Raw genomic sequence first — 22430 nt, 5'->3', positions numbered from 1 at the left:
GCGCGGCGTCAGCTACCAAATCACTCTGCGGCGATACTGGTGGATTCGATGCCGCGCGGCGCGGCCACCGCCGCGGCGATCGCGCGCTCGAGCCCGGAGATGGTGAACGGCTTGCGCAGCACATGCTGGCCACCAAACGCCGCTTCGCTCGCCTCGCCGGCAAAGCCGGTGACGTAGAGGACCGCGACATGGGCATAATCGTCGGCCAGCGACGCGATCAGTTCGGGGCCGGTCTGCGTCGGCATCAGCACATCAGTGACGATCAGGTCGATGCTGCTCATCCGGTCGAGCAGGGCTCGCGCGAGAAGGGGATCGTCGCAGGCGAGCGGACGGTGGCCCAGTTCGGTCAGCGCGGCCATGGTCGCGCCGAGCACACGCGGGTCGTCCTCGACGACCAATATGTCCAGCGATGCCGCCGTCGCGACGTCGACCAGCTCCTCGCGCTGCGCCTCGACGATGGCGGCGCCGATATGGCGCGGCAGATAGAGCGTGACGGTCGTGCCCTGGCCGGGTTCGGACGCGATGCCGATCTCTCCATCGGCCTGACGGACAAAGGCGAAAATCTGGCTGAGGCCGAGGCCGGTGCCCTTGCCGACGGGCTTGGTGGTGAAGAAGGGCTCGAAAACCCGCTCCAGCACCTCGGGCGACATACCGCAGCCGGAATCGGTCACCGCGATCGTCACATAGTCGCCGGCCGGGCAGGTGCCGACCTGCTCGGCGGCGAGCACGGTGCGGGCGGTGGTGATGGTCAGCCGGCCCCGGCCCTCCATGGCGTCGCGCGCATTGACCGCCAGGTTCAAAAGGACATTTTCGAGCTGGTAGCGATCGGCGCGAATCTGCCAGCCATCGCCGGCGTCGCGAGTGGTCACGGTGATGGCGTCGCCGAGCGTCCGGTCGAGCAGGTCGGACATGCCCGCGACGAGCGGGCCAGGTTCGATCGGTTCGACTTTCAGCGCTTCCTCGCGCGAGAAGGCAAGCAGGCGCCGGGTCAGCGCGGCGGCGCGGTTGGCGCCTTCCATGGCATTGTCGATATGGCGCCGGACCTGGGCGGCATCGGCGACATTGCGGCGCGCCAGTTCGAGTCCGCCAAGAACGACCGCAAGCATATTGTTGAAATCATGAGCGATGCCGCCGGTAAGCTGGCCGACCGCCTCCATCTTCTGGACCTGGCGGAGCCGCGCTTCCTTTTCGAGCAATTGGGCCGTCGCCTTGGCGACCGCCTCCTCCAGATCCTCCGCGCGTTCGCGTTCCGTCTCTGCTTCCGCATTGGCGATGGCGCGTTCGCCCAGCGCGCGCACCGTCATCCAGCCCAGCACGATCGCGCCGAGCACGATGAGGATGCCGAACCCGCCGAGCACCCGGGCGACGCGAGTCGATTGGGCGACCGAACGCAACGCCTCGCCCGTGCGCGCGTCCAGTACGGTGCGCTCGCGGTCGATGATCTGATCGAGCAGGCTGTTGATCTGGCCCAGCGAGGCCGCCTCGCGTGCCTGGTAATAGCGCGCCAGCGCCTGGTCGTTCTTGTGATAATTGGTGCTGAGCGCGATCAGCGCCAATTCCCGGCCGCGCACCTTGTACGCCTGCTGCAGACCATCAGTCAGCTTCTGCTGGTCGGGGTTGTCGCCGGTCACCCGATCCAGCTTGGCGATCTGCCCGCCCGCGACGCGCCACTCGTCGTAAAAGCGGCGGCCGAGCGACTTGTCGCCGCTGATGACGTAGCGGCCGAGCGACGCTTCCGCCCCTGAGATGGTACCGGACAGCGTGCGCGCCAGAATCATCACTTCGAAGCTGTGAGTCTGCAGGCGCAGCGCCCGGTCGCGCTGGCCATTGGCATCATTGAGCGTCAGCATCAGGGCGACAAGCACCAACGCGCCCAGCAGCCCCATCACGACAAGCATGATGACCCGCCAGGCGCCTCCAGGCTCCTCGGGAGCCACGGCGTCGCCTTCGTTCCCGCTCATTGGCCGCGATTCTACCCGCAAGCGCGACTCCTGAAAAGCCGCCGCATTTTCGGCTCAGCTTATCGCGCCGGTGGCCTGTCCCGCGGACCTGAACATCTCGATGATCGTTTCGATCTGTTCGGCGCTATGTTCGGCGCAGACCGAGCAACGCAGCAGATAGGTACCGGCCGGCGTCGCCGGCGGGCGCGCCATGTTCACATAGAGGCCGCCTTCAAGCAGCGCCTGCCACATCGCGACTGCCTGGGTCTGATCCTCCAGGATCACCGCGACGATCGCCGATTCCGGCGTGGCGGTGCCGAGCCTGAAGCCCATTTCGGTCAGGCCGCCGTGCAGCCGCTTGCTGTTCTCCCACAGATGCGCGCGCTTGTTATGGGCGTGCATCAGCTTGCGGATCGAGGTTGCGGCAGTCGCGACGACCGAGGGCGGGAGCGAGGCAGTGAAGATATAGGGGCGGCTGACGAAGCGCATGATCTCGAACTTCGGATGGTTCGAGACGCAGAAGCCGCCGACGGTGCCGACCGACTTGGAGAAGGTGCCGACGACGAAATCGACCTGGTCCTCGAGCCCCTGGTCCTCATAGACGCCGCGGCCATTGGGGCCGAAAAAGCCCATCGAATGCGCTTCGTCGACCAGCACCATGGCGCCGTGCTTCTTGGAGACGGCGACCATTTCCTTCAGCGGGGCGATATCGCCCATCATCGAATAGACGCCTTCGAGCACGACCAGCTTGCCCGGTTCCGGGGGCAGGCGGCCGAGGCGCTTGTCGAGATCCTCGACCGAATTGTGGCGGAAGCGCACGACCTCGGCATTGCCCATGGCGCAGCCGTCATAGATCGAGGCGTGGCTGTCGGCGTCGAGGATGATATACTCCCCCTTGCCGGCGAGCGCGGAGATCATGCCGAGATTGGCCTGATAGCCGGTCGAGAAGACGATCGCACCGGTGGTGCCGTAGAATTCGCGCAGCGCCGCCTCGACATCGGCATGGTCGCGAAAGGTGCCGTTGAACACGCGGCTGCCGTTGGTGCCCGAGCCGTACTGGTCGAGCGCGTCCTTGCCGGCCTGGATGACGTCGGGATCGAACGTCATGCCCATATAATTATAGGTGCCGAGCAGGATCGTCTCCTTGCCCTTGATCACCGCGACGGTCGGCGACTTCACTTCGTCCATCACGATCGCGAACGGATCGCGCACGCCGGTGTCGAGCAGCGCCTGGCGCTCAGCGATCAGCGGGTCGTATTTGGTGAACAGGTCGCGCTCGGGCGCGATGACGGGCGGGTCGATCGGCGGTGCGTCGGCAGTCTGGGCGGAATCGGTCATCGGGTCAGGCTTTCAGCTTCATCACCGCATCGACGAGCTGCCCGACCGTCTCGATCTCGGCCTGCATGTTCATCGTTATGATGATATCGAATTCGTCCTCGATCGCCGCGACGAAATCCATCACCGTCAGGCTGTCCCACTCCAGATCGCCCTGGAAGGTGGTCGCGTCGGAGAGTGCGACACCCTTTTTGTTGAAGGGTTCGATCAGCCCGGTGACGGTGTCGAAAACGTGTGCGCGGTCAGTCAAGACATGTCCTTCGAAGAGTGGAGCCAAGCCCTGCCAAGAAAATGCGGCGGCTTTCTGACGATCCTATAGCAGCCCCGAACGGCGATGCCACCGGGGCAGTTCGCTCGCGGTCGAGTGCCGGGTCGAATCGGTGCTCATAAGTCACTCTGACCCCTTTTTGGGGGCGATTGGCAAATCGGGGGAGGGCGTGGCACTCTCCCGCCATGGAAACCCGGCCGCCCCGTCGTTTCGCGCCCAATGCGGTCCATATGGTCCGCACCGCCCAGGCGATTCATGTCCAGCTGAGCGCGATGGCGGACCAGAAGGCGAGCATCCTGATGGGCGCGAGCTTCGTGATCTTCACCATCACGATCAACCAGAGCCACGGTACGCTGCCGCCGCTTCCGCTGCTGGTGCTGGGCAGCTTCGCCTTTGTCAGCGCGGTGCTGACGGTGCTCGCGATCATCCCGAAGACCAGGGCACCGGCGGACGGCCCGGTCAACCTGCTGTTCTTCGGATCCTTCACCCGGTTGCCGGAGGATGAGTTCGTCGACCGGATCGTGGACGCGATGGCCGACGAGGAAAGCATGCTGCGTACCGTCGCGGCGGACCTCTACAGCAACGGCCAGGTGATGCAGCGGAAGAAATATCGCCGGCTGGAATGGGCGTACAAGATATTCCTGACCGGCCTGGTCGCGTCGGCGGTGATGTTCGTCGCCCAGTTCGTCTGATCAGAGCAGGCCGTTCGCGCGGTACCAGGCGGCAGTGGCGGCAAGGCCGCGCGGCGTCGGTACTTCGGGCTGCCAGAGCGAAGGGGCGGGGCGGCGCGCGGGGTCGATCGTCCAGTCGGGGTGCGAGAGATAGCCGACCCGATCGGCGGTGAGCTTCGCCTTCGGGCCGCGGAACAGCCCGTCGCCCTTGGCCGCGAGCGACAGCAGGGCCTTGGGCAGCGCAAGGGGCAGAACACGCTGGCCGACCGCCGCGCCGATCGCGCGGGCGAACGCATCGTGAGTCCAGCCGCCCTCGACGCCGTCATCGGCCTCCAGGATCACGCGCCCCGGATCGGTCGCGACCAAGGCGAGCAGCAGCCGCGCGAAATCGCCGACTTCGATCACCGAAATCCTGCCCGGCGGCGGCAGCAGCGCGAGGCCGCGCTTCGCCAGGCGGAACATGTCGCGCATTTCCATGTCGCCCGGGCCGTAGATCGCGGTGGGGCGGACGATGGTCCAGTCGAGCGAGGAGACCTCGACGACATGCTCGGCGCCGGCTTTCGACCAGCCATAGGCGGACAGAGAGGGCTCGCGGGCGGCGAGGGAAGACACGTGGATAAAGCGGCGGGCGCCGGCGCCGGTCGCGGCATCGACCACGGCCTGGGTGCCGGCGATATTGCCGGCGGCAAAGCCGTCGCGGTCAGGCGCATTCACCACGCCCGCGACATGAATCACCGCGTCGGCGCCGCGCACCAGGCTGGTCAGTGCTATGCCCGTGTCGAGCGCGCCGGAGACCCAGGTGACGCGCGGCATGTCGGGCTGCGGTCGGCGGGTGAGGGCGCGGACCTCGTGCCCGGCCTGCACTGCCAGGTCGATCAGCGTCTTGCCGACGAATCCGGTGCCGCCGGTGATGGCTAGCAGCATGAGGTAATCTCCCCAACCGTTCGCCCCGAGCTTGTCGAAGGGCTGTACTTTCTGGCCCGAAGAAAGAGCAGGGCCTCGACAAGCTCAGCCCGAACGGGGTGAGGGGAGAGATTCCTCACAACAGCGCCATATGGTTGCGATGGACCAGCGCGGCGCGGGGTGCGTAGCCGAGGATGGCGGCGAGCGCGTCGCTGCGGCGGCCGATGATCTTGCCAGCGTCGGGCGCGTCATATTCGGCGAGCCCGCGCGCGACGGGCTTTCCGTCCGGCCCGCAGATCGCGACGAGGTCGCCGCGCCGGAATGTGCCCTCGATCCGCACCGCGCCGGCGGCGAGCAGGCTCTTGCCGCCGAGCAGCGCCTTCATCGCGCCGGCGTCGATATGGATCTCGCCCTTGGCGGTCAGGCCGCCCGCCAGCCAGGCCTTCCGCGCGGGCGCGGTCTTTTCGGCGACGAACACCGTGCCGCGGCCGGTCTGCTCGAAGGCCGTCAGCGGGCTGATCTGGTGACCCGAGACGATCGCAAGATGCGCGCCGGCGGCCGTGGCGATGCGCGCGGCGGCGATTTTCGACACCATGCCGCCCGACCCCATGCCCGAGCCGGAACCGCGATCGGCCATCGCCTCGATCCTGGCGTCGATCCGCTCGACCCGGTCGATCATGATCGCGTCGGGATTAGTGGTCGGATTGGAATCATACAGGCCGTCGACGTCGGACAGCAGGATCACGCCCTGCGCGCCCGCCGCCTGGCCGACCCGGGCAGCGAGCCGGTCATTGTCGCCGAAACGGATTTCCTCGGTCGCGACGCTGTCATTCTCGTTGATCACCGGCACCACGCCCAGCGCCAGCAGCCGGCTGAGCGTGGCGGCGGCGTTGAGATAGCGTCGGCGATCCTCGAGATCGTCGAGCGTGATGAGGATCTGCGCCGCGGTCAGCCCCTCGGCGCCGAGCAGTTCCGCCCAGACCTGGCTCAGCGCGATCTGGCCGGTCGCGGCGGCAGCCTGCGCGTCCTCCAGGCTGGCGCGCCCGCCCTTGGGCAGCTTCAACCGGCGCGCGCCGAGCGCGATCGCGCCGGAGGAGACCACGGCGATCTCCTGGCCGGCCTTTGCGCGCGCGGCGATGTCGGCGACGAGGCTGAACAGCCACTCGCGTCGCACCGTGCCGTCAGGCGCGACCAGCAATGCCGAGCCGACCTTGACGATCAGGCGGGGGCATCTGGCCGGGGAGAAGGAGAGCGTGGCGCTGGTCATCGCTCAAGCGCTTAGCGACGGTTGCGCCCGCAATCCACCGGCACGTCACACGATCGACGGGCGCCCGATATCGCTGCGATGCCCGGTCGGCGTAGCGGCGAGCCGCGCCACGATCGCGTCGCGCGTCTCTTCGTCGCCGGCGCGGATTTCGCCGAGCTCGACGGCAGTGAGCAGCACGACCGGCACCATGCGCACGGGCGACAAGGGCATGTCCTCGATCAGCGTGGCGAAATCGGGAGCGGGGCCGCCGATGAGAATGCCGATCGCATCGTCCGCGGTGACGAAATCCTCGGGCAGCTGGTTTCCGATCGCGTGGGACGAGGAGACACCGGGCACCTCCATCGACAACACACCATAGCTTTCGAGCTGCCGCTCGATCCCGCCGGCGCCGGCCACCGTGCCGGCGACATTCTGAAGCAGCTCGAGCATCCAGCTCCGCGCGAGCGGGGATATGTCGCCTGGCGTGCCGGCGAGGTCGGCGGGCAGGTCGGCGCTTTCCACGAACAACTCCAGGTTGAAGCCGTTGGTATCGCCGCCCCGGTCACCCGCGTCGTCGAACGGATCGGACAAGCCGTCGGTCGCGATCAGGATCGATCCGTTCGCCCGGCGGATCACGCGGTAAGCCTGGCGGGTGGTCGGCCAGGCGGGGCCGCCCATCAGGCCCGGGCTGACGAGATGCGTGAGGACGTCGCTCTGGACGGTGCCGACCGTTGCCCAGAACGCGTCCCGCCGCGCTGCCGAGCGCTGGACCGTGTCGAGCTCGACCGGCTCGGGTTCCACGGCCATTTCGGGGTCGACGGCTATGGGGTCGGCAATCGCTTCAGGTGTAGCAGGCGCTTCGGTAGCGACGAGTGCCGGCTGCGATGGAGCGGGCGCGCGGCCGAACAGTTTCCGGATCAGATCGAAAAGCGCCATGTCCACATCTCCGTTCGGTTTCCAGGGCGACGGCCCCGAATCGCTACGGCGTGATCGCGCGGATATGCTTCACAGCGGTGACCATTCGATCGTATCTTCCGCCCCGTCGTCGCGCACCGGCGCCGTTTCGGCCGGGCCGATCGCTTCGAGTAGCCGGTCGAGCACTGCTTCCAGCCCTTCGCCGCCCGCGCCCGACATGGGCAGGACGTCCGCCTTGCTGGCGCGCTTGAGCTTGGTGATCAGCTTCTTGGCATCGGCGGGCTCGATCGCATCGACCTTGTTGAGGCCGATCACCTGGGGCTTGTCGATCAGGCCGGCGCCATAGGCGTCGAGCTCGCCGCGCACGATGCGATAATTGCCGACCGGATCCTCCTCGGTCGCGTCGACGAGATGGAGCAGCACCTTGCAGCGCTCGATATGGCCGAGGAAGCGGTCACCGATGCCGGCGCCGTCCGCCGCGCCTTCGATCAGGCCGGGGATGTCGGCCACGACGAACTCGCGATTGTGGCGGCTGACTACGCCGAGCTGCGGCCGGACGGTGGTGAAGGGATAATCGCCGACCTTGGCCTTGGCATTGGTGACGGCATTGATGAAGGTCGATTTGCCGGCATTGGGCAGGCCGACCAGCCCGGCATCGGCAAGCAGCTTCAGCCGCAGCCAGACCCAGGCCTCTTCCGAGGGCCAGCCCGTGCCGTGCTGGCGCGGGGTGCGATTGGTCGAGGTCTTGTAGCTGGCATTGCCGCGCCCGCCATCGCCGCCGCGCAGGAACACTTCGCGCTGGCCCGCCACGGTGAAGTCGGCGAGCACTTCCTCCTTGTCCTCGGACAGGATCTGGGTGCCGACGGGGACCTTGATCACCAGATCCTCGCCGCCCGCCCCGGTCATGTTCTGGCCGGAGCCGCCATGGCCGCGCGGCGCCCGGAAATGCTGGGTGTAGCGGAAGTCGATCAGCGTATTGAGACCGGCGACCGCCTCGAAGATGATGTCGCCGCCCTTGCCGCCATTGCCGCCGTTCGGGCCGCCATATTCGATGAACTTCTCACGCCGGAAGGCGACGGCGCCGGGGCCGCCCGCGCCCGAGCGGACGAAGATCTTTGCTTGGTCAAGAAAATGCATGGCCGCTCTCTAGCGGAAATCGTAATTTTATCCAGTACGGGCGTGGATCAGGCGTTTTCGCTCTTGTGCGACGCCATCAGCGCATTGGTGGCGAGCTCGCGCGCCTTTTCCCGGGGCAGGCCGAGCGCCTTCGCCATCGGACCGCCGAGTAGCGCGTCGCCCAGCGCGGTCAGCACCAGCTGGAGCGTTTCCTCATGGATCGTCATGCGGCTGGCCTCATGGTCCTCGGACAATTCCTCGACGAGGTTGTGGATCGCCTCGAGGATCGGATCGAGCGCATTCTGGTTGCCGGTCAGGATCATCCAGCTCGCCATCGCGCCCGCGCCACGGGCGAAGGCGTCGAAGGTCATGTCGACCACTTCGCGCGGATTCTGGTCGGTCTCGCGCGCGCGCTTTGCCGCGGCGCCGATCTGTGCGGTGATCTTGTCGGCGAGATGCTTGATCAGCGCGCGTTGCAGATCCCCGGCCGAGCCGAAATGATGGAGCAGATTGGCATGGGTCCGCCCGATCCGCGCCGCGACCGCCTTCAGCGTCACGGCCTGCGGCCCTTCCTCGACCAGCAGCGCGCGTGCCGCCTCGATCGCGGCATCGCGTGATTCTTCCGGGCTAAGGCGTTTGCGAATTATTGACACTAGTGTAAGTAAAGCCTATTGACAGTCTTGTAAGCGACCCATTTCCCTACCCTGTTCGGAGGTTTTCGTGGCGAAAGCAACCACTCCCGGTGACCTGACGATCACGCCACGCGATCGCCGCTTCGGCCGCGAGACGCGGATGGGGCGCTGGTGGCTCAACAACGACCCTTATGCCACGGCCTTCTACAACGCGCTGTCGGTGACGTTTCCGCGCGGCGAGGCCTTTTTCGTGGAGAGCGTCCGCGCGTTTCGCGACGGCACGCCGCCCAAGCTGTCGGGCGAGATCCAGGCGTTCATCAAGCAGGAAGTGATGCATACGCGCGAGCATGTCGCGTTCAACCGCCATGTCGTCGACCAGGGTTATGACATCGCCGGGCTGGAGGCGCGGGTGCAGAAGGGGCTCGACCTGACCAAGGGGCGCCCGCCGATCGCCAATCTGACCGCGACGATGGTGCTCGAGCATTTCACCGCGATCATCGCGCACGAACTGCTCGCCAATCCGCGCCATCTCGCCGGCGGCGAGGAGGAATTCGCCAATCTGTGGCGCTGGCATGCCGCCGAGGAGATCGAGCACAAGGGCGTCGCCTATGACACCTGGCTGCATGCGACGCGGAACTGGAGCGAATGGCAGCGCTTCAAGGTGAAGGCGCTGGTGATGCTTCGCGTCACCGCCAATTTCACGCGCGGACGGACGCGCGGCATGCTCGACCTGCTCGCGCAGGACGGGCTGACAGGTCCCAAGGTGTGGGCGAAGATGTTCTGGTACGCGTTCGGCCGGCCCGGCATGGCGCGCAAGATCGCGGGGCAATGGCTCGCTTTCTTTCTGCCGAGCTTCCACCCGTGGAACCATGACGATCGCAAGCTGATCGGCATGTACGAGAGCGAGTATGAAGCGGCGGTGCTGCCGCGCGAGACGGTCGCGGCCTGAAAAGGGGAGGGCCGGCGAACCGGCCCTCCGTCTTCTTACCAGGTTACGCCGAGCCGCGCGTAGAGATAGCGCCCGTTGAAGCCGAACGGCGAGTAGTAGGGGAAGCCGACCAGGCCGGTGCTGTTGAGTGCCGTTCCCCGCGACGAAGCGAGCTTCACATAGTCGGGATAGGTGTCGAACAGATTGTTCGCGCCCACCGCCAGATTGACGTTGCGGATCACCTGATAGCGCGCCTCCAGATCGAACACCGCGTGGCGGCCGGTATGGATGTCGTCCTCGGCAAAGCCGGTGCTGCTCGGCTGGGTCACGTCACCATAATAGGATCCGCGTGCGGTGACGCCGAGATCGTCGAGCGACCAGTCGACCGTGCCGACGACCTTGGTGCGCGGCGTACCCTGCTCGAACGAGATGATGCGCTGGCGGCTGAAGATCGGCAGCGTGACGCTGGTCGCGCCGCTGGTGATCGTCGCCGGCGCGGGGGCGCGCGTGATCTTGATGTCGTTGAAATTGCCGGCGGCCGTCAGATCGAACGTTCCGATGCCATCGGTCTTCACGCGGTAATGGGCGACCACGTCGATGCCCTTGGTGGTCGAGCGGATGCCGTTGAGGAAGAAGCGGCCGGCGGTGACGCCATAGGGCTGGAGCAGCGACACGACCACCGCGCCGCTGAGATTCTCCGACAGCGCGATCTGATCGCGCACCTTGATCTGATAGGCGTCGACCGACAGGTCGAACCCCCCCGAACGGACGACCAGACCGGCCGAGAAGTTCGTCGCCTTTTCCGGACGCAGCGGCTTGCCGCCGAGAGCGGAGCCGACGGGGCTGATCGACGGGAACAGACCCGTCTCCACGATGTTGCCGTTGCTCAGCACCGAGGCGGTCGAGGTGAAATATTGCTGCTGCAGCGAGGGCGCGCGGAAGCCGGTGGAGGCAGTACCGCGGATCGCAATCCAGGGCGCGAACTCGTAGCGCGCGCTGACCTTGCCGTTCACCGTCTCGCCGAAATCCGAATAGCTCTCACCGCGAACGGCCGCGCCGATCGTCAGCTGCTGGACCGGGTGTGCCTCGATATCGAGATAGCCGGAGACGTTGGACCGGTGGGCATCGACCCGGTTCGACGGCTGGAAGCCGGGAAAGCCCTGGGCGCCGGAGCCGAGCGTGGTCGGCGCCGGGGTCGGCAGGCTCGGATTGCGGTCATAGGATGCCGGTTCGCCCGCGCCGATCTTGAAACCCTCGCGACGAACCTCGCCGCCGCCGGCAATGTTGATCGTGCCGTCGCCCAGCGGCAACTCCTTGGAGATATCGAGGCCGCCGACGATCTGATCGTAGATCAGTTGCCCGTCATAGAATTCCCGCGCGGAATTGGCGCCGTACGTCGCGTTGCCCGAATTGCGGGTGTAGAATGTCAGCTTGTTCCGGCCGTAGGACAGGTTCAGGTCGACCTTCCAGCCGGAGATCTCGCCGCGCAGGCCTTCGGTGAGCGTCACATCCTCCGACTTGACGTTGATCAGCGGCGTGAAACCGTCGGGATAAAGGGCGGCGAGGGCCGCCGCGCTGAGATTATTGTCGGTGCCGCCATTGATGCGCGGGGTGGCCGCGCTGGTGCTGTCGCGGTGCTGATAGCCGCCGAATCCGTAAAGCTCCCAGCCGCTATCGCCCAGGCCATAGCCGGCATTGGCATAGATGCTGTACTGCTCGACTTCGGGGTCGCCGAAGCGCGAGCGCACCCGGATCGGGCTCTTGCGCGGGTCGAAATCGCCGCGGCTGGTGGCGTTGCGGTTCAGATATTCGGCGGAGAGCGTGAGGAACCCCTGCGGCCCCAGGGCGAGGCCCTGCCATCCGGAAACGGTGACGGTCTCCCCGTCATGCTCGTTGCGCTGCCCCCGCGCGGTCTGCACGTCCGTGATATACTGGCCATAGGTCACGGTCGCGCCGCCGCCGCTGCGCGCTTCCCGCAGGCGGAGATTGACCACGCCGGCGATCGCGTCGGAGCCATATTGTGCGGCGGCACCGTCACGCAGCACTTCGATCCGGTCGAGCGCCACCGAGGGAATGGTGTTGAGATCGACCGCCGCGGAGCCGCGACCCACCGAGCCATTGGTGTTGAGCAGCGCCGAGGTATGCGCACGCACGCCGTTGATCAGCACCAGCGTCTGGTCGGGTGAGAGCCCGCGCAAGGTGGCGGGGCGGATCGAATCGGTGCCGTCCACGGCGGACGAGCGCGGAAAGTCGATCGAGGGCACGACTGCCGACAGCGCGGCGCCGAGTTCGGTCGTGCCCTGGCGCTGCAGCGTCGCGTTGGTCAGCACATCGACAGGCGAGGCGCTGTCGAAGCGCGAGCGGCCGGCAGTGCGGGTGCCGGTGACGACGATATCGTTCTGGTCGACCGGTGCGGCGGCATCAGTCGAGTCGGCGGGGGCGGGTACCTCCTGCGCGGCGGCCATCGAGCCATGGGTGAGAGCAATGGCGGATACGGCCAGGGCCAGAGCGGATCGCGACGTCATGGATGGAAACCCCTTTATCTTGCTTGCCGATCCGTAATCTGGCCAAAGGTTGCGCTATGGATCAGCGGGTTACCATAATCCTCCCGTTCGATAGGAATTGATGCGAAGAAATCATTTTCGCACCTAAAGCCGGTGCCGAAAACGGACATGTCCTCTCCCTTGGTCGGGGAGAGGACTGGTCATGCCGCCATCTTCACGTCGCACATTCGGTCCCCGTCCACCTCCGGGTCGAGGTCGAGCGTGAACACGGCGCATGGTACGTCAACGCCGCGCGCGCGCGAATGGCGCGGCACGATATCGCCGGTAGGCCGGAAGCCGAGCTTGGAAAGCACCCGGCCGGAGGCTGGGTTGTCGACGAAATGCCCGGCGCGGATGTGCTTCACGCCGAGCGCGTGGCGCCCCATCTGCAGCACGATGCGCCCGGCCTCGGTCGCATAGCCGCGGCCCCAGGCCGAGGGGGTCAGCCAATAGCCGAGCTCCCAGGCATCGTCCTCCACCCACATCGCGATCGTGCCGACGATGCGCGGATACTCCGCCTCATGGCTGAGGATCATGAAACGCGCTTCGTCGGCCGCGCGGGGGCGGGCGAGGAATTCCTCGGCATCGGCGAGCGTATAGGGCCAAGGCGCGCGGGCCAGGTTGGCGACGACCGCTTCATGCGCGATCGCCTGAGTCAGCGCCGGGGCATCCTCGGGCCAGCCGGGGCGCAGCGTCAATCTTGCAGTCCGAGCGAACATTTTACTCTCCTCGTCGGTCGCATTGCCGCTCGCACGCCGGGATGACGCGGGAACGACAATGGGTGGGGAGGGAGCATGAAAAAAGGGAGCCGGGGCGACCCGTCTCCCTTTTTCGGTTCTCTTGCGAAAACCCGGGTCGCCCAAGTGGGCAACCCGAACGGTTACCCGTGTTATTCGGCGGCAGCCGCCATAATCTCTACCGAGCAGAACTTGCGGCCGAGCTTGCCTTCCTTGAACGACACGCGGCCGTCCACGAGGGCGAACAGGGTATGATCCTTGCCCATGCCGACATTGACGCCCGGGTAGAACTTCGTGCCGCGCTGACGCACCAGGATGTTGCCCGGAACGACGGATTCGCCACCGAACTTCTTCACGCCGAGACGACGGCCGGCCGAATCGCGACCGTTGCGCGAGGAGCCGCCTGCTTTCTTATGTGCCATCTAAACTACTCCTTACGCCTGAGCGGCCGGGGCTTCGCCCTCAGCTGCTGCGGGGGCTGCGTCAGCCTTCTTCGCCTTGGCCTTCTTTTCCTGCTCGCCGATGGCGAGGATCTTCAGGATCGTGTGCTGCTGGCGATGGCCGTTCTTGCGGCGATAATTGTGGCGACGCTTCTTCTTGAAGATGATGACCTTGTCGGCCTTCGCCTGGGCGATGATCTCGGCGGAGACCGTCAGGCCCTCGACCGACTTCAGCTCCGACCCTTCGCCTGCAAGCAGGACATCAGCGAGCGTGATCGACGCTCCCGCTTCGCCGTCGAGCTTCTCGACGACGATCTTGTCTCCAGCGGCAACGCGATATTGCTTGCCGCCTGTGCGCACGATTGCGAACATGGCCCTCATCACTTTCAAAATGCATATGCCCGCGCAGGCAAGCCCGGCGGGGGAAGGGGCGCAGCTAAGGGAGGCAGGCGATTCTGTCAACGCCGAATTGCCCTTCCGCCGGTCAGCGGGGCCACGCCGGAGCGATATAGGGGTTCGAGCGCGAGTCGTCCACGCACCCTTGCCGTCAGGGGATGGCCGCCTGACGATATTGCACGAAGGAGAGAACGTTCCCGTCCGGGTCGCGGACATGGAAGTCGGTGCCACCCCAGGCCTGTTTGACCAGCCTCTGTGGGAATATGACGCCGCGGGCATCGAACTCCTCGAAAAGTGCCTTGATATTGCCCGTCTCGATCGTCGCCAGGATGAGCGAGCCTTCGTGTGCCGCCAGCTCGGCAAAATTGGGCTGGTGAACGAATCGCAGATGCAGACACGCGCCGTCGCGCGAAACGGCGCCGTAGAATGGCGGATTGCCGTGGAGGAAATCCACCGCGAAGCCGAGCTTCTCTTCGAACCAGGTCGCCGCCGCCGAGACGTCGCGCACGAACAGGATGGGGGTGATGGCCTTCAGGACCGGGGGCCCAGGCTCAGTCCGTGGTTGGAATGGGCTGCTCAAGCCCGCCTTGAGCGCGGCCCAGGTCGGGAAGCCGGCTTCGACTGCGACGACCTCCTGCGCTAGCGTGAGTGGCAGCGGCATGTCGAGCGCTTCGCGATCGGTGAGGCGGCTGAAGCGCTCCAGCAGGCGCAGCTTGCCGCCCACGGAATAATTGCCCTCGCGGTGCCAGCGCAGCAGCAGCTTGGCGTGCTTGCGATAGGCTTCCAGGGCGGGATCAGGGGAATCGGACATAGGCAGGCTCCGGCTGAGAATGTCAGCGGGCGGGCCTTGCCCTTTCGGCACCATGCCGATGCACCCCGGTGGAGCAATGCGAGACTAGATTCTGCGCCGGCCGCCTGTCAATCGGCCGCAGGCTCAGTGCTTGTGCTCGCGGCGCAGCTGATAGCGTCCGTCGGCGAAATCGGTGAACAGGTCCGAGATCGCCGGATGATCGATCGGCTCGTCGGTGTCGTCAGCCACCAGATTCTGCTGGCTGACATAAGCGACGTAACTCGACTCCATGTTCTCGGCGAGCAGATGGTAGAAGGGCTGGTCCTTGCGCGGCCGGATATTCTCCGGGATCGCCTCATACCATTCGGCGCTGTTGGCGAAGATGGGATCGACGTCGAAGATCACCCCGCGGAAATCGAACATGCGATGCCGCACGACGTCGCCGATGGCGAAGCGCGCATGAGAGACGGGCGGCAGGGGAATCGTCGCATCGAAGGGGTGAGCGGGGATATGGGCACGAGGCATGATGTCAATCTAAGGACTCTTTTGCGCTGCACAAGCGGATTGCCCGCGAAGCGGTGCTTGTGCGACGTTTAGCTTTGCGTTAGAGGCGCGCGCTCTTCGACCGGCACCCCTTGCTTTCATTGGCCCGGGTTGCTTGCAAAGACCTCTGCGGAGAGGTGCCAGAGTGGTCGATTGGGACGGTCTCGAAAACCGTTGTGCCCTCACGGGTACCGTGGGTTCGAATCCCACCCTCTCCGCCACGGGGCCCTCCATAAGGGGGCCATGCCGGGCTATCGGTATCGAGTTTTTCCTCCTGAAACCGATGCTTAGTCGATCAGTTCACCACGGCCGTTCGTGTCCTTCCGGCGAATTTCGGAGACTCAAACATAGCCAAGCCGCGGACCAGACCCCGCGCGGCTCGATTACCGGCTACGCGACCTCCATGTCACCACAAGGCATTTCAAGAGGTTTCGGCCGCGCGGGGATCGACCATGACGCGCAACACGCGCAACTGCAGTGCTTCCAGTGATTCCTGACGCTCGGCGATAGCGGCGTCGGTGAGCCGGGCGTCCCGAAATTCTTCGAGCGTCGTTCCACGCAAGTCGGCGACTTCGCGTTCGAGACGGTCGATTCGGTCGTTCGACACCGACAGTTCGACCAGCAACGCCAGTGCGATCGCCAACACCCGTTCGGTTTCGACATTGTCGAGGCTCGTCGGACGGGCGCCCCGGCCCGCTGCGATCACCGCATGGATCGCATCCGTGGCGCTCGTCATGCGGCAACCAGCGGCTTGCGGCCGCTGATCACGTACCAGCGGTTGAGATTGCTTACAGCGGCGACGTTATGTTCAGCGACATCGGCAGCGGCGAAACCAGCGGACAGCATATCGGCCTCGAGGTCTGACTCGGTATAGGTCTGCCAGAATATCTCGCCATTGAAGCGGGTGTCCCAGTTCTTCTCGACGCGGTGGACATCGCTCGGCGCGAAGCGGGTGTCGACGTCCTGGAAGATCACCAGCCCGCCCGGCCGCACCACGCGCAGCGCCTCGGCCATGGCGCGGCGGCGTTTGTCGGCGCCGATTTCATGCAGCATGTTATGCGAGACGACGAGGTCGAAATGATCGTCGGGATATTTCAGGTCGGCGGCGTCCATCTGGCTGAAATGCACTGCGACATCGAGCGCTTCGGCGCGAGCGTGCGCATAGCGGAGCATGCCGGCGCCGATGTCGATCGCATGCACCTCCGCGTCGGGAAAGCGATCGGCGTAAGCGGCCGAGGCAGCGCCGGCCGAGCAGCCGAGATCGAGGATGCGCTTCGGTTCGAATCCGGCGAATGTCTCGTCGAGCAGGCGGAAGATGACGCCTGCCTTGCTGTCGCTCTTGCCGGCGCCCTGGCCGAAGGAGAACACGTTGCCGCCGGTTTCGTAAAAGGCGCCGGCGACGACATCGTCGGGCCCGTCATCGCGGGCATAGCCGCCAGGCTGGAGATGAACGTCAGTGCCGGCCAGTTCGGGCGAGGGATCATAGGACGGGTCGAGCGTCAGGCTGCCCTTGCGGTCGGGGGAGGTCGCGAGATCTCGCGCGGCCGCCTGCATCCGGTCGCGATCGCGGAAGATCGGTTCGCCGACCGAGACCCAGATCATCTCCTGGGCGGCGCGATTGGCGGCACTCCACAGGCGGTAGCCGGGGGATTCGAACAAAGCGGCCGAGATGTCGTCCGGCGACTGCGGCTGGCGCTGGTGGCGCGCGGCGAAGGCGGGCGCACCCTCGTCATGAAACCGGCGGACATTTTCCGAACGGACGCGGGCGTTGAGCAACTTGCGCAGCGACACCACGGCGCGCTGGCGGCTCAACTCCTCGGCCGTGGCGCGCGGCAGGACGGGGTGCTGCACGTCCCGGACGTTCATGGCCTTGGTCATCACGTTGCCTCCTCGATGAATTCGATCAGTTCGCCCGCCGGCCCGCGTACCGTGCAGGCGAGCCGCCCGTCATAGCCGGGGCCGTCACGCCGCACCGGCGGCGTGATCGCGAGCGGGGCGATCCGGTCCATCGCGACCGTCGCGATGCTGGCCATCGCGCAGCCCGGCGGGAGCATGCCCGGCGCGCAGGGGCGCGGCCCGGCGATCAGGCCGGGGCCCGGGGGATATTCGTCGAATTCGAACAGATAGCCATGATCGCGCAGGCCCGCCGTGGTCATCCGCGTCACCGTGTCGGGGGAGAGGCCCTGGGCGGTCTGCACCAGCGAAATCCGGCTGTCGCGCAACGGGCGGCGCTTGAGATCGAACAGGTCGCAATACCAGTTGCGGAGCGCGTCGAAGTCCGGTCCCGCTACGACCAGGATGAAGGGGCGATCGATCAGCGAGCGCGGTTGCGGTAGGATCGAGGTAGTGCGGTCGCCGCTTTCCATGGTGAAATAGAGGCATTCGCCGGATGGGCCGACGGCCTGCATCGCGACGATCGAGGGCATGAACTGCAGTGGCCGGGGCTCGCCGATGATGGTGAAAGCGGAGGCTTTGAGGCGATCGTGCACTTCGTAGACATCGTCGACGATGATCTCGAACGCGGCCCAGCCATAGGTGGTCAGGGCGCGGTATCGCGACACGGGAACAACCTCCACGAGGCGGAGATAATCGTCGCTGGCGCCGGCGGTGCTGAGGGTATGACAACGTTGTCCAGCCATGGCGGGGGTGCCCCAGCTGGCGGCGAGATCGGGAGCGATCGTGCCGCTGTCGCGGACGATGTAGCCGAGCGCGGCATAGTCGGCGACGCAGCCGTCCAGATCGGGGGTGGCGACCGTGGCGAAGCGGAACCGCGTCAGCAGCGGATCGCCGTCCGAGGTCCAGTCGGTCATGTCCGCATGCTCTTCATGAGCGGCAGATTATCACCAATTACACTTATTTCTATATCAAATGAGCAATTCGTGGCAAAAGCATCAAGATGTGCGCGAAACCCGCAGATTCCCGACCTTTTCGACGTCCGTCAGGGCCGCGCGGAATGCAGGTCGAGCTTGATCTGATAGAGATCCGGGCGGAATTGGGCGAGCACATACTGGACCGGGCGGTGCGCGGTATCGAACACCGTGCGGTTCACGCGCAGGATCGGCGAGCCGATATCCACTTCGAGCAGATTGGCGAGCGTCCCGTCCGCCAGCGACGCAGAGATCGTCTGACTCGCCGCGCCGATCTGCACGCCGGCCTGTTCGAGCAGCGAGAGCATCGGCGTGGTCTTGAGCGCGGTCCGGTTCATCGCGCCGGCAAGATCGCCGGGGACGTAGCTGACGAGATGGCTGATCGGCTGGTTCTCGAGCCAGCGGACCCGGTCGACGCGCAGGACCTGGCTATCGACCGGCAGCCCGAGGGCATCGCTGATCGGCGGGCGCGCCGCGATCATGTCGAGCTCGAGGATGCGGACCTGAGTCTTGCGGCCATAGGTGATCAGCGATTCGAGCGCCTGTTCGAGGCTGCCCTCGATCGGCCTGGCGGGCGACTGATAGGTGACATGGGTGCCGACGCGGCGCTTGCGTTCGACGAGGTGCGTGTCGGCGAGTTCGGCCAGTGCCCGGCGCGCGGTGATGCGCGAGACGCCGAAGTTTTCGGACAATTCCTCCTCGGTCGGCATGCGCGATCCGAACGCACGGCTGCCGTTGATGATCTCCTCGCGAAGCTGGAGGAAAATCTGATGATAGAGCGGGATCGCCTGCAGGCGGTCCACCTGGTCTTCGTTGCGCTTGCTCAAGGCCGATCGTCTCCCCCGTTGCACCTGCGCTTGTCACTTAACCACCAGCCCACCAAGAGGGAAAAGACTTCATGATTACCAAATTTTGCCTGAGTGCCGCCGAACTGGACCGGATGCTGGCCGCCGCGAGCGCGAAAGCCGCGGAGCTGGGGCTGGCAGCCTCGATCGCGATCGTCGACGAGGGCGGCTATGCGTTTCGCCTGTATCGCGGTGACAGCGCCGGGCTGATGACGCCGGCGGTCGCGCAGGCCAAGGCCCGCACGGCGGCCCTGCTGCGCGCGCCGAGCGGGGTGCTGACCGCCCGGCTCAAGGACCAGCCGGAATTGCTGCGGCTGACCGAATATCTGCCGATGCCCGGCGGCTTGCCGGTGCGGTTCGAAAACAGCGTCGTCGGCGCGGTCGGGGTATCAGGCGGCTCGCCGGACCAGGATGAGGCGATTGCCCAGGCCGCCCTGGACGCATTGGGCTGACATGACGCGGAAGGGCGGGGGGATCAGTGCATCTCCTCGCCGCCCGACACGTTCATCGCCTCACCGGTGATGTAGCGCGCCTGGCCCGAGCAGAGGAACGCACAGGCATTGGCCGTGTCCTCGGCCGTGCCGACTCGGCCGAGCGGGATCCGCCCGCGCATCGCCTCAAGATATTCCTCGATCGTCTGACCGCGCATCTTCGCCATGTACTCGTTCTGCCACGACCCGAGCCCGGTGGTGACATGGTTGGGGCAGACCATGTTCACGTTGATCTGGGCCGACCCCATCTCGATCGCGACCGAGCGGGTCAGGCCGACCAGCCCGTGCTTCGAGGCAATGTAGGAGGAGGTCAGCGCCGAGCCCGATTTCGAGCCGCGGCTGCCGATCGACACGATCTTGCCCCGGCCCCAATCGGCCACTTCGTCCTGCTTCAGCATCTGACGGATCGCGTGCTTCATCGCGAAGAAGGCGCCGCGCAGGTTCACGTCGAGCACGGTATCCCATTGCTCCTGAGTCTGCTCGATGAACGGGCCGAACAGATATCCGACGCCGGCATTGTTGACGAGGATGTCGAGCTGGCCAAATTCCGCGACGGCGCGCGCGACCAGCTCTTCGACTTCGCTCTCGACCCGCATGTCAGCGGTATGCGTGACGATGTCGGGATGGATCGCGCGCAGTTCGGCCGCGATCTCTTCCAGCTCGGACGCCTGGGCGACGCCGTGTTCGGGCGCCATCGCGCCCTTGGTCGTGCCGAGATCGTGAAGGATCAGGCGCACGCCATCCTCAGCCAGCTTGCGGGCGATCGCCGCGCCAAGACCGCCATGGCGGCCAGCGCCGGTGACGATCGCCACCTTGCCTGCGAGATCGGGATACATCGGCAAACTCCTCAGAATGACATGGCGGCGTGATAGCCTTCGGATGTCGCGGCGAGCACCGTGCGGGGCGCATAGGCATCGCCGATCGTGCGCACGTCGAGACCCGCCGCGAGCAACGGGGCTTCGAGCGCGAGATCGGGAATGCGGGCGGTGGCATAGGTGAACAGCGCGATATCCGTCAGCACGGTTTCCCGCCCGGAAAAAACATCGGCATAGGCAAGCTCGCCTTCCTCGAAGCGCGACGTCGCGAGGGGGCGGACCGAAGTGACGAAGTCGATGCCCTTGCGGCCGAAACGCGCATAGACGCCCTGGCGCGTGACCATCGCTTCGTCCGCCGCGAGACGTTCGCGGTCCGTGAGGATCACGACTCGCTCGAAGCGATCGTTGAGCAGTTCGGCCGCCGCATAGACGAACGCCGTACCATCGGAATCGTGAATCACGGCCGTGCCCGTCTGCCGTCCCGGCCGCTGGGCGAGATCGGCCATCACCTCGCGCAGATCGGGAAAGAAGCCCTCACCGCGATATTCAGCCGGCAGATAATCGGGCCAGGCGGGCGTGGCGCCAGTGGCCAGCACGACATGATCGGGGGCGAGGGCGATGATGTCGGCGGCCGTGGCCGGCATGTTCCAGCGGAAGACGGCGCCGGCACGTTCGGCGGCGAGGCGCTGGTAATCATAGATGCTGCTGAGATTCTCGCCCCCGGGCAGCAGGGCGTGGAGCCGCGTCTTGCCGCCGGCCTCATCGGAGGCGGCAAAGACGGTGACATCATGGCCTCGCGCCGCGGCGACCCAGGCGGCCTCCATGCCGGCGATCCCGGCGCCGACAATGACGATCTTCCGCCGCACCGGCGCAGACTCAGGCTGCCAGTCCGCTTCGTCGGGTGCGCCGACGCGCGGATTATTGTCGCAGTGCAGGCCGCGCCCGACATTGATCATGTGCCAGCACGTGTTGCACGACACGCAATAGCGGATCTGTGCCTCGCGCCCGGCCTCGGCCTTGATCCCCCAGGCGGGATCGGTGACCAGCGGACGGCCGAGCATGACGAGATCGGCGAGACCGTCCCGCACGATGCGTTCGCCCTCGTTGGGATCGGTGATCAGGCCGAGCGCGCCGAGGGGCGTACCGGGCGCGGCGCGGCCAAGCGCGGCGATGCGATCGACATAGGGTGTGCGGAGCCCGTGCAGATCGGGGAGATGTTCGTAGAGCGTGTCGCCGTGGGCGCCCCAGCAATAAGTGAGATAATCGACCTGCCCGGTGGCGTGGACCAGGGTAGTGATATCGGCCGCGGCGGCGAGATCGATGCCGTCGGGCATGCCATCCTCGGCGGGCAGCTTGGTGCCGATGATGAAGTCGCTGCCGCAGGCCGAGCGCAGCGCCGCGATCAAGTCGAGCAGCAAGGTGGCGCGGCCAGCGAGATCACCGCCATAGCGATCCTCGCGCACGTTCGAGCGCGCGGCGAGGAACTGGTGGAAGAGATGGCCGTGGCCTGCCGAGATCTCGACCCCGGCAAAGCCGGCCTGCTGAAGTGTCCGTGCGGACTGAACGAATTCGGCGATCATGCGCTCGATCTGACCGATCGAGAGCGCGTGCGGCACGGTACCGCTGAGATCGTCGGGCAGGGCCGACGGACCGAACGCATTCGGATTGCGAAAGCCAGACCGGAAGCCGCGCCCGTTATCCTGAATCTGGCCGAGCATCAGGCTGCCATATTCGCCCACCGTATCGGCCCAGCGCGTCAGTTCGCCGGCATTGATGCCGGAGAGGATCGCCGGGCGAGTAGGCAGATTCTGCCAGGAGAGCATTGCCATCGGCTCGCTGACCAGCATCGACGCGCCGCCTCGGGCACGATTGGCGTAATAGTCGATGAGGCGCGGCGTGACCCGGCCGGCCACTGCATAATGAGTCGACATGGATGCGTGGACGATGCGGTTGCGCAGGGTCCGCGGGCCGATCGTCACCGGCGAAAAGAGATGGGGGTAGGCGGTCAC

Annotated in this window: 23 protein-coding genes and 1 tRNA gene; 4 read left to right on the top strand and 20 right to left on the bottom strand. The window is 66.0% G+C overall.

Features of this window, described 5'->3' with window-relative positions; all coding sequences use genetic code 11:
- Window positions 1-20: 20 nt before the first annotated feature.
- The 3 genes from ACZ1I5_RS11970 to ACZ1I5_RS11960 are packed head-to-tail and all read right to left on the bottom strand — an operon-like array spanning window position 21 to window position 3525.
- Window positions 21-1961, bottom strand: coding sequence for an ATP-binding protein (locus ACZ1I5_RS11970; protein ID WP_465169478.1), 1941 nt, complete (start codon window positions 1959-1961; stop codon window positions 21-23).
- Window positions 1962-2015: 54 nt separating this feature from the next.
- Window positions 2016-3278: a serine palmitoyltransferase gene (gene spt / locus ACZ1I5_RS11965; protein WP_465169477.1), complete on the bottom strand. Its 1263-nt coding sequence runs from the start codon at window positions 3276-3278 to the stop codon at window positions 2016-2018.
- Window positions 3279-3282: 4 nt separating this feature from the next.
- Window positions 3283-3525 (bottom strand): acyl carrier protein, encoded by a 243-nt coding sequence (locus tag ACZ1I5_RS11960; RefSeq protein ID WP_465169476.1) that lies wholly within the window; start codon window positions 3523-3525, stop codon window positions 3283-3285.
- Window positions 3526-3728: 203 nt separating this feature from the next.
- Between ACZ1I5_RS11960 and ACZ1I5_RS11955 the strand changes: the two genes are divergently transcribed.
- Window positions 3729-4235 carry a Pycsar system effector family protein gene (locus ACZ1I5_RS11955; RefSeq protein WP_465169475.1) on the top strand — a complete coding sequence of 169 codons (507 nt, stop codon included), beginning with the start codon at window positions 3729-3731 and terminating at the stop codon, window positions 4233-4235.
- Here the strand turns inward: ACZ1I5_RS11955 and ACZ1I5_RS11950 are convergent, their stop codons facing one another.
- From ACZ1I5_RS11950 to ACZ1I5_RS11930, 5 genes are all read right to left on the bottom strand, one after another.
- A complete protein-coding gene (locus ACZ1I5_RS11950) occupies window positions 4236-5138 on the bottom strand; it encodes an NAD-dependent epimerase/dehydratase family protein (RefSeq protein WP_465169474.1) in 903 nt (300 codons plus the stop codon).
- 115 nt (window positions 5139-5253) lie between these two features.
- Entirely contained in the window at window positions 5254-6384 is a 1131-nt protein-coding gene (proB, locus tag ACZ1I5_RS11945; RefSeq protein ID WP_465169473.1) for a glutamate 5-kinase, read from the bottom strand.
- Between the two features lie 45 nt (window positions 6385-6429).
- Window positions 6430-7299, bottom strand: a complete 870-nt coding sequence (locus ACZ1I5_RS11940; protein WP_465169472.1) for a hypothetical protein — start codon at window positions 7297-7299, stop codon at window positions 6430-6432.
- A 69-nt stretch (window positions 7300-7368) separates the two neighbouring features.
- Window positions 7369-8415, bottom strand: a complete 1047-nt coding sequence (gene obgE, locus ACZ1I5_RS11935; RefSeq protein ID WP_465169471.1) for a GTPase ObgE — start codon at window positions 8413-8415, stop codon at window positions 7369-7371.
- Window positions 8416-8462: 47 nt separating this feature from the next.
- Complete coding sequence (locus ACZ1I5_RS11930) at window positions 8463-9047, bottom strand: TetR/AcrR family transcriptional regulator (RefSeq protein WP_465169470.1); 585 nt, start codon at window positions 9045-9047, stop codon at window positions 8463-8465.
- A gap of 67 nt (window positions 9048-9114) precedes the next feature.
- On the opposite strand from ACZ1I5_RS11930, the gene ACZ1I5_RS11925 reads away from it, so the two are divergent.
- Window positions 9115-9975: a metal-dependent hydrolase gene (locus tag ACZ1I5_RS11925; RefSeq protein WP_465169469.1), complete on the top strand. Its 861-nt coding sequence runs from the start codon at window positions 9115-9117 to the stop codon at window positions 9973-9975.
- 35 nt (window positions 9976-10010) lie between these two features.
- On the opposite strand, the gene ACZ1I5_RS11920 is transcribed toward ACZ1I5_RS11925, so the two are convergent.
- From ACZ1I5_RS11920 to hspQ, 6 genes are all read right to left on the bottom strand, one after another.
- Entirely contained in the window at window positions 10011-12479 is a 2469-nt protein-coding gene (locus ACZ1I5_RS11920) for a TonB-dependent receptor plug domain-containing protein (RefSeq protein ID WP_465169468.1), read from the bottom strand.
- 179 nt (window positions 12480-12658) lie between these two features.
- Window positions 12659-13216 (bottom strand): GNAT family N-acetyltransferase, encoded by a 558-nt coding sequence (locus ACZ1I5_RS11915; protein WP_465169467.1) that lies wholly within the window; start codon window positions 13214-13216, stop codon window positions 12659-12661.
- A gap of 170 nt (window positions 13217-13386) precedes the next feature.
- Window positions 13387-13656 carry a 50S ribosomal protein L27 gene (gene rpmA / locus ACZ1I5_RS11910; RefSeq protein WP_465169466.1) on the bottom strand — a complete coding sequence of 90 codons (270 nt, stop codon included), beginning with the start codon at window positions 13654-13656 and terminating at the stop codon, window positions 13387-13389.
- Between the two features lie 12 nt (window positions 13657-13668).
- Window positions 13669-14046 carry a 50S ribosomal protein L21 gene (rplU, locus tag ACZ1I5_RS11905; RefSeq protein ID WP_465173954.1) on the bottom strand — a complete coding sequence of 126 codons (378 nt, stop codon included), beginning with the start codon at window positions 14044-14046 and terminating at the stop codon, window positions 13669-13671.
- Window positions 14047-14221: 175 nt separating this feature from the next.
- On the bottom strand, window positions 14222-14881 hold the full coding sequence (locus tag ACZ1I5_RS11900) for a glyoxalase superfamily protein (RefSeq protein WP_465169465.1): 660 nt from the start codon (window positions 14879-14881) through the stop codon (window positions 14222-14224).
- A gap of 123 nt (window positions 14882-15004) precedes the next feature.
- A complete protein-coding gene (hspQ, locus tag ACZ1I5_RS11895; protein ID WP_465169464.1) occupies window positions 15005-15385 on the bottom strand; it encodes a heat shock protein HspQ in 381 nt (126 codons plus the stop codon).
- 149 nt (window positions 15386-15534) lie between these two features.
- Between hspQ and ACZ1I5_RS11890 the strand changes: the two genes are divergently transcribed.
- A tRNA-Ser gene (locus ACZ1I5_RS11890) sits at window positions 15535-15624 on the top strand.
- A 200-nt stretch (window positions 15625-15824) separates the two neighbouring features.
- On the opposite strand, the gene ACZ1I5_RS11885 is transcribed toward ACZ1I5_RS11890, so the two are convergent.
- The 4 genes from ACZ1I5_RS11885 to ACZ1I5_RS11870 form a co-directional block, all read right to left on the bottom strand.
- A complete protein-coding gene (locus ACZ1I5_RS11885) occupies window positions 15825-16139 on the bottom strand; it encodes a hypothetical protein (RefSeq protein ID WP_465169463.1) in 315 nt (104 codons plus the stop codon).
- Entirely contained in the window at window positions 16136-17281 is a 1146-nt protein-coding gene (locus ACZ1I5_RS11880) for a class I SAM-dependent methyltransferase (RefSeq protein WP_465169462.1), read from the bottom strand. The genes ACZ1I5_RS11885 and ACZ1I5_RS11880 overlap by 4 nt, the downstream gene beginning before the upstream one ends.
- Complete coding sequence (locus tag ACZ1I5_RS11875; RefSeq protein ID WP_465169461.1) at window positions 17281-18213, bottom strand: VOC family protein; 933 nt, start codon at window positions 18211-18213, stop codon at window positions 17281-17283. The genes ACZ1I5_RS11880 and ACZ1I5_RS11875 overlap by 1 nt, the downstream gene beginning before the upstream one ends.
- Window positions 18214-18341: 128 nt before the next feature.
- Window positions 18342-19097 (bottom strand): GntR family transcriptional regulator, encoded by a 756-nt coding sequence (locus ACZ1I5_RS11870; protein ID WP_465169460.1) that lies wholly within the window; start codon window positions 19095-19097, stop codon window positions 18342-18344.
- 71 nt (window positions 19098-19168) lie between these two features.
- Here ACZ1I5_RS11870 and ACZ1I5_RS11865 point away from each other — a divergent pair, with 71 nt between their 5' ends.
- Window positions 19169-19567 (top strand): GlcG/HbpS family heme-binding protein, encoded by a 399-nt coding sequence (locus ACZ1I5_RS11865; protein WP_465169459.1) that lies wholly within the window; start codon window positions 19169-19171, stop codon window positions 19565-19567.
- Window positions 19568-19590: 23 nt separating this feature from the next.
- On the opposite strand, the gene ACZ1I5_RS11860 is transcribed toward ACZ1I5_RS11865, so the two are convergent.
- The gene (locus tag ACZ1I5_RS11860) at window positions 19591-20442 is read right to left on the bottom strand and encodes an SDR family NAD(P)-dependent oxidoreductase (protein ID WP_465169458.1); all 852 of its coding nucleotides are present in this window, start codon (window positions 20440-20442) and stop codon (window positions 19591-19593) included.
- Window positions 20443-20453: 11 nt separating this feature from the next.
- A complete protein-coding gene (locus tag ACZ1I5_RS11855; protein WP_465169457.1) occupies window positions 20454-22430 on the bottom strand; it encodes an oxidoreductase in 1977 nt (658 codons plus the stop codon).

The sequence above is a fragment of the Sphingomonas sp. BL-S-30 genome (genome assembly GCF_055521475.1).
Note: the sequence above shows the minus strand (reverse complement) of the source record. Positions and strands in the feature narration are given on the sequence as shown.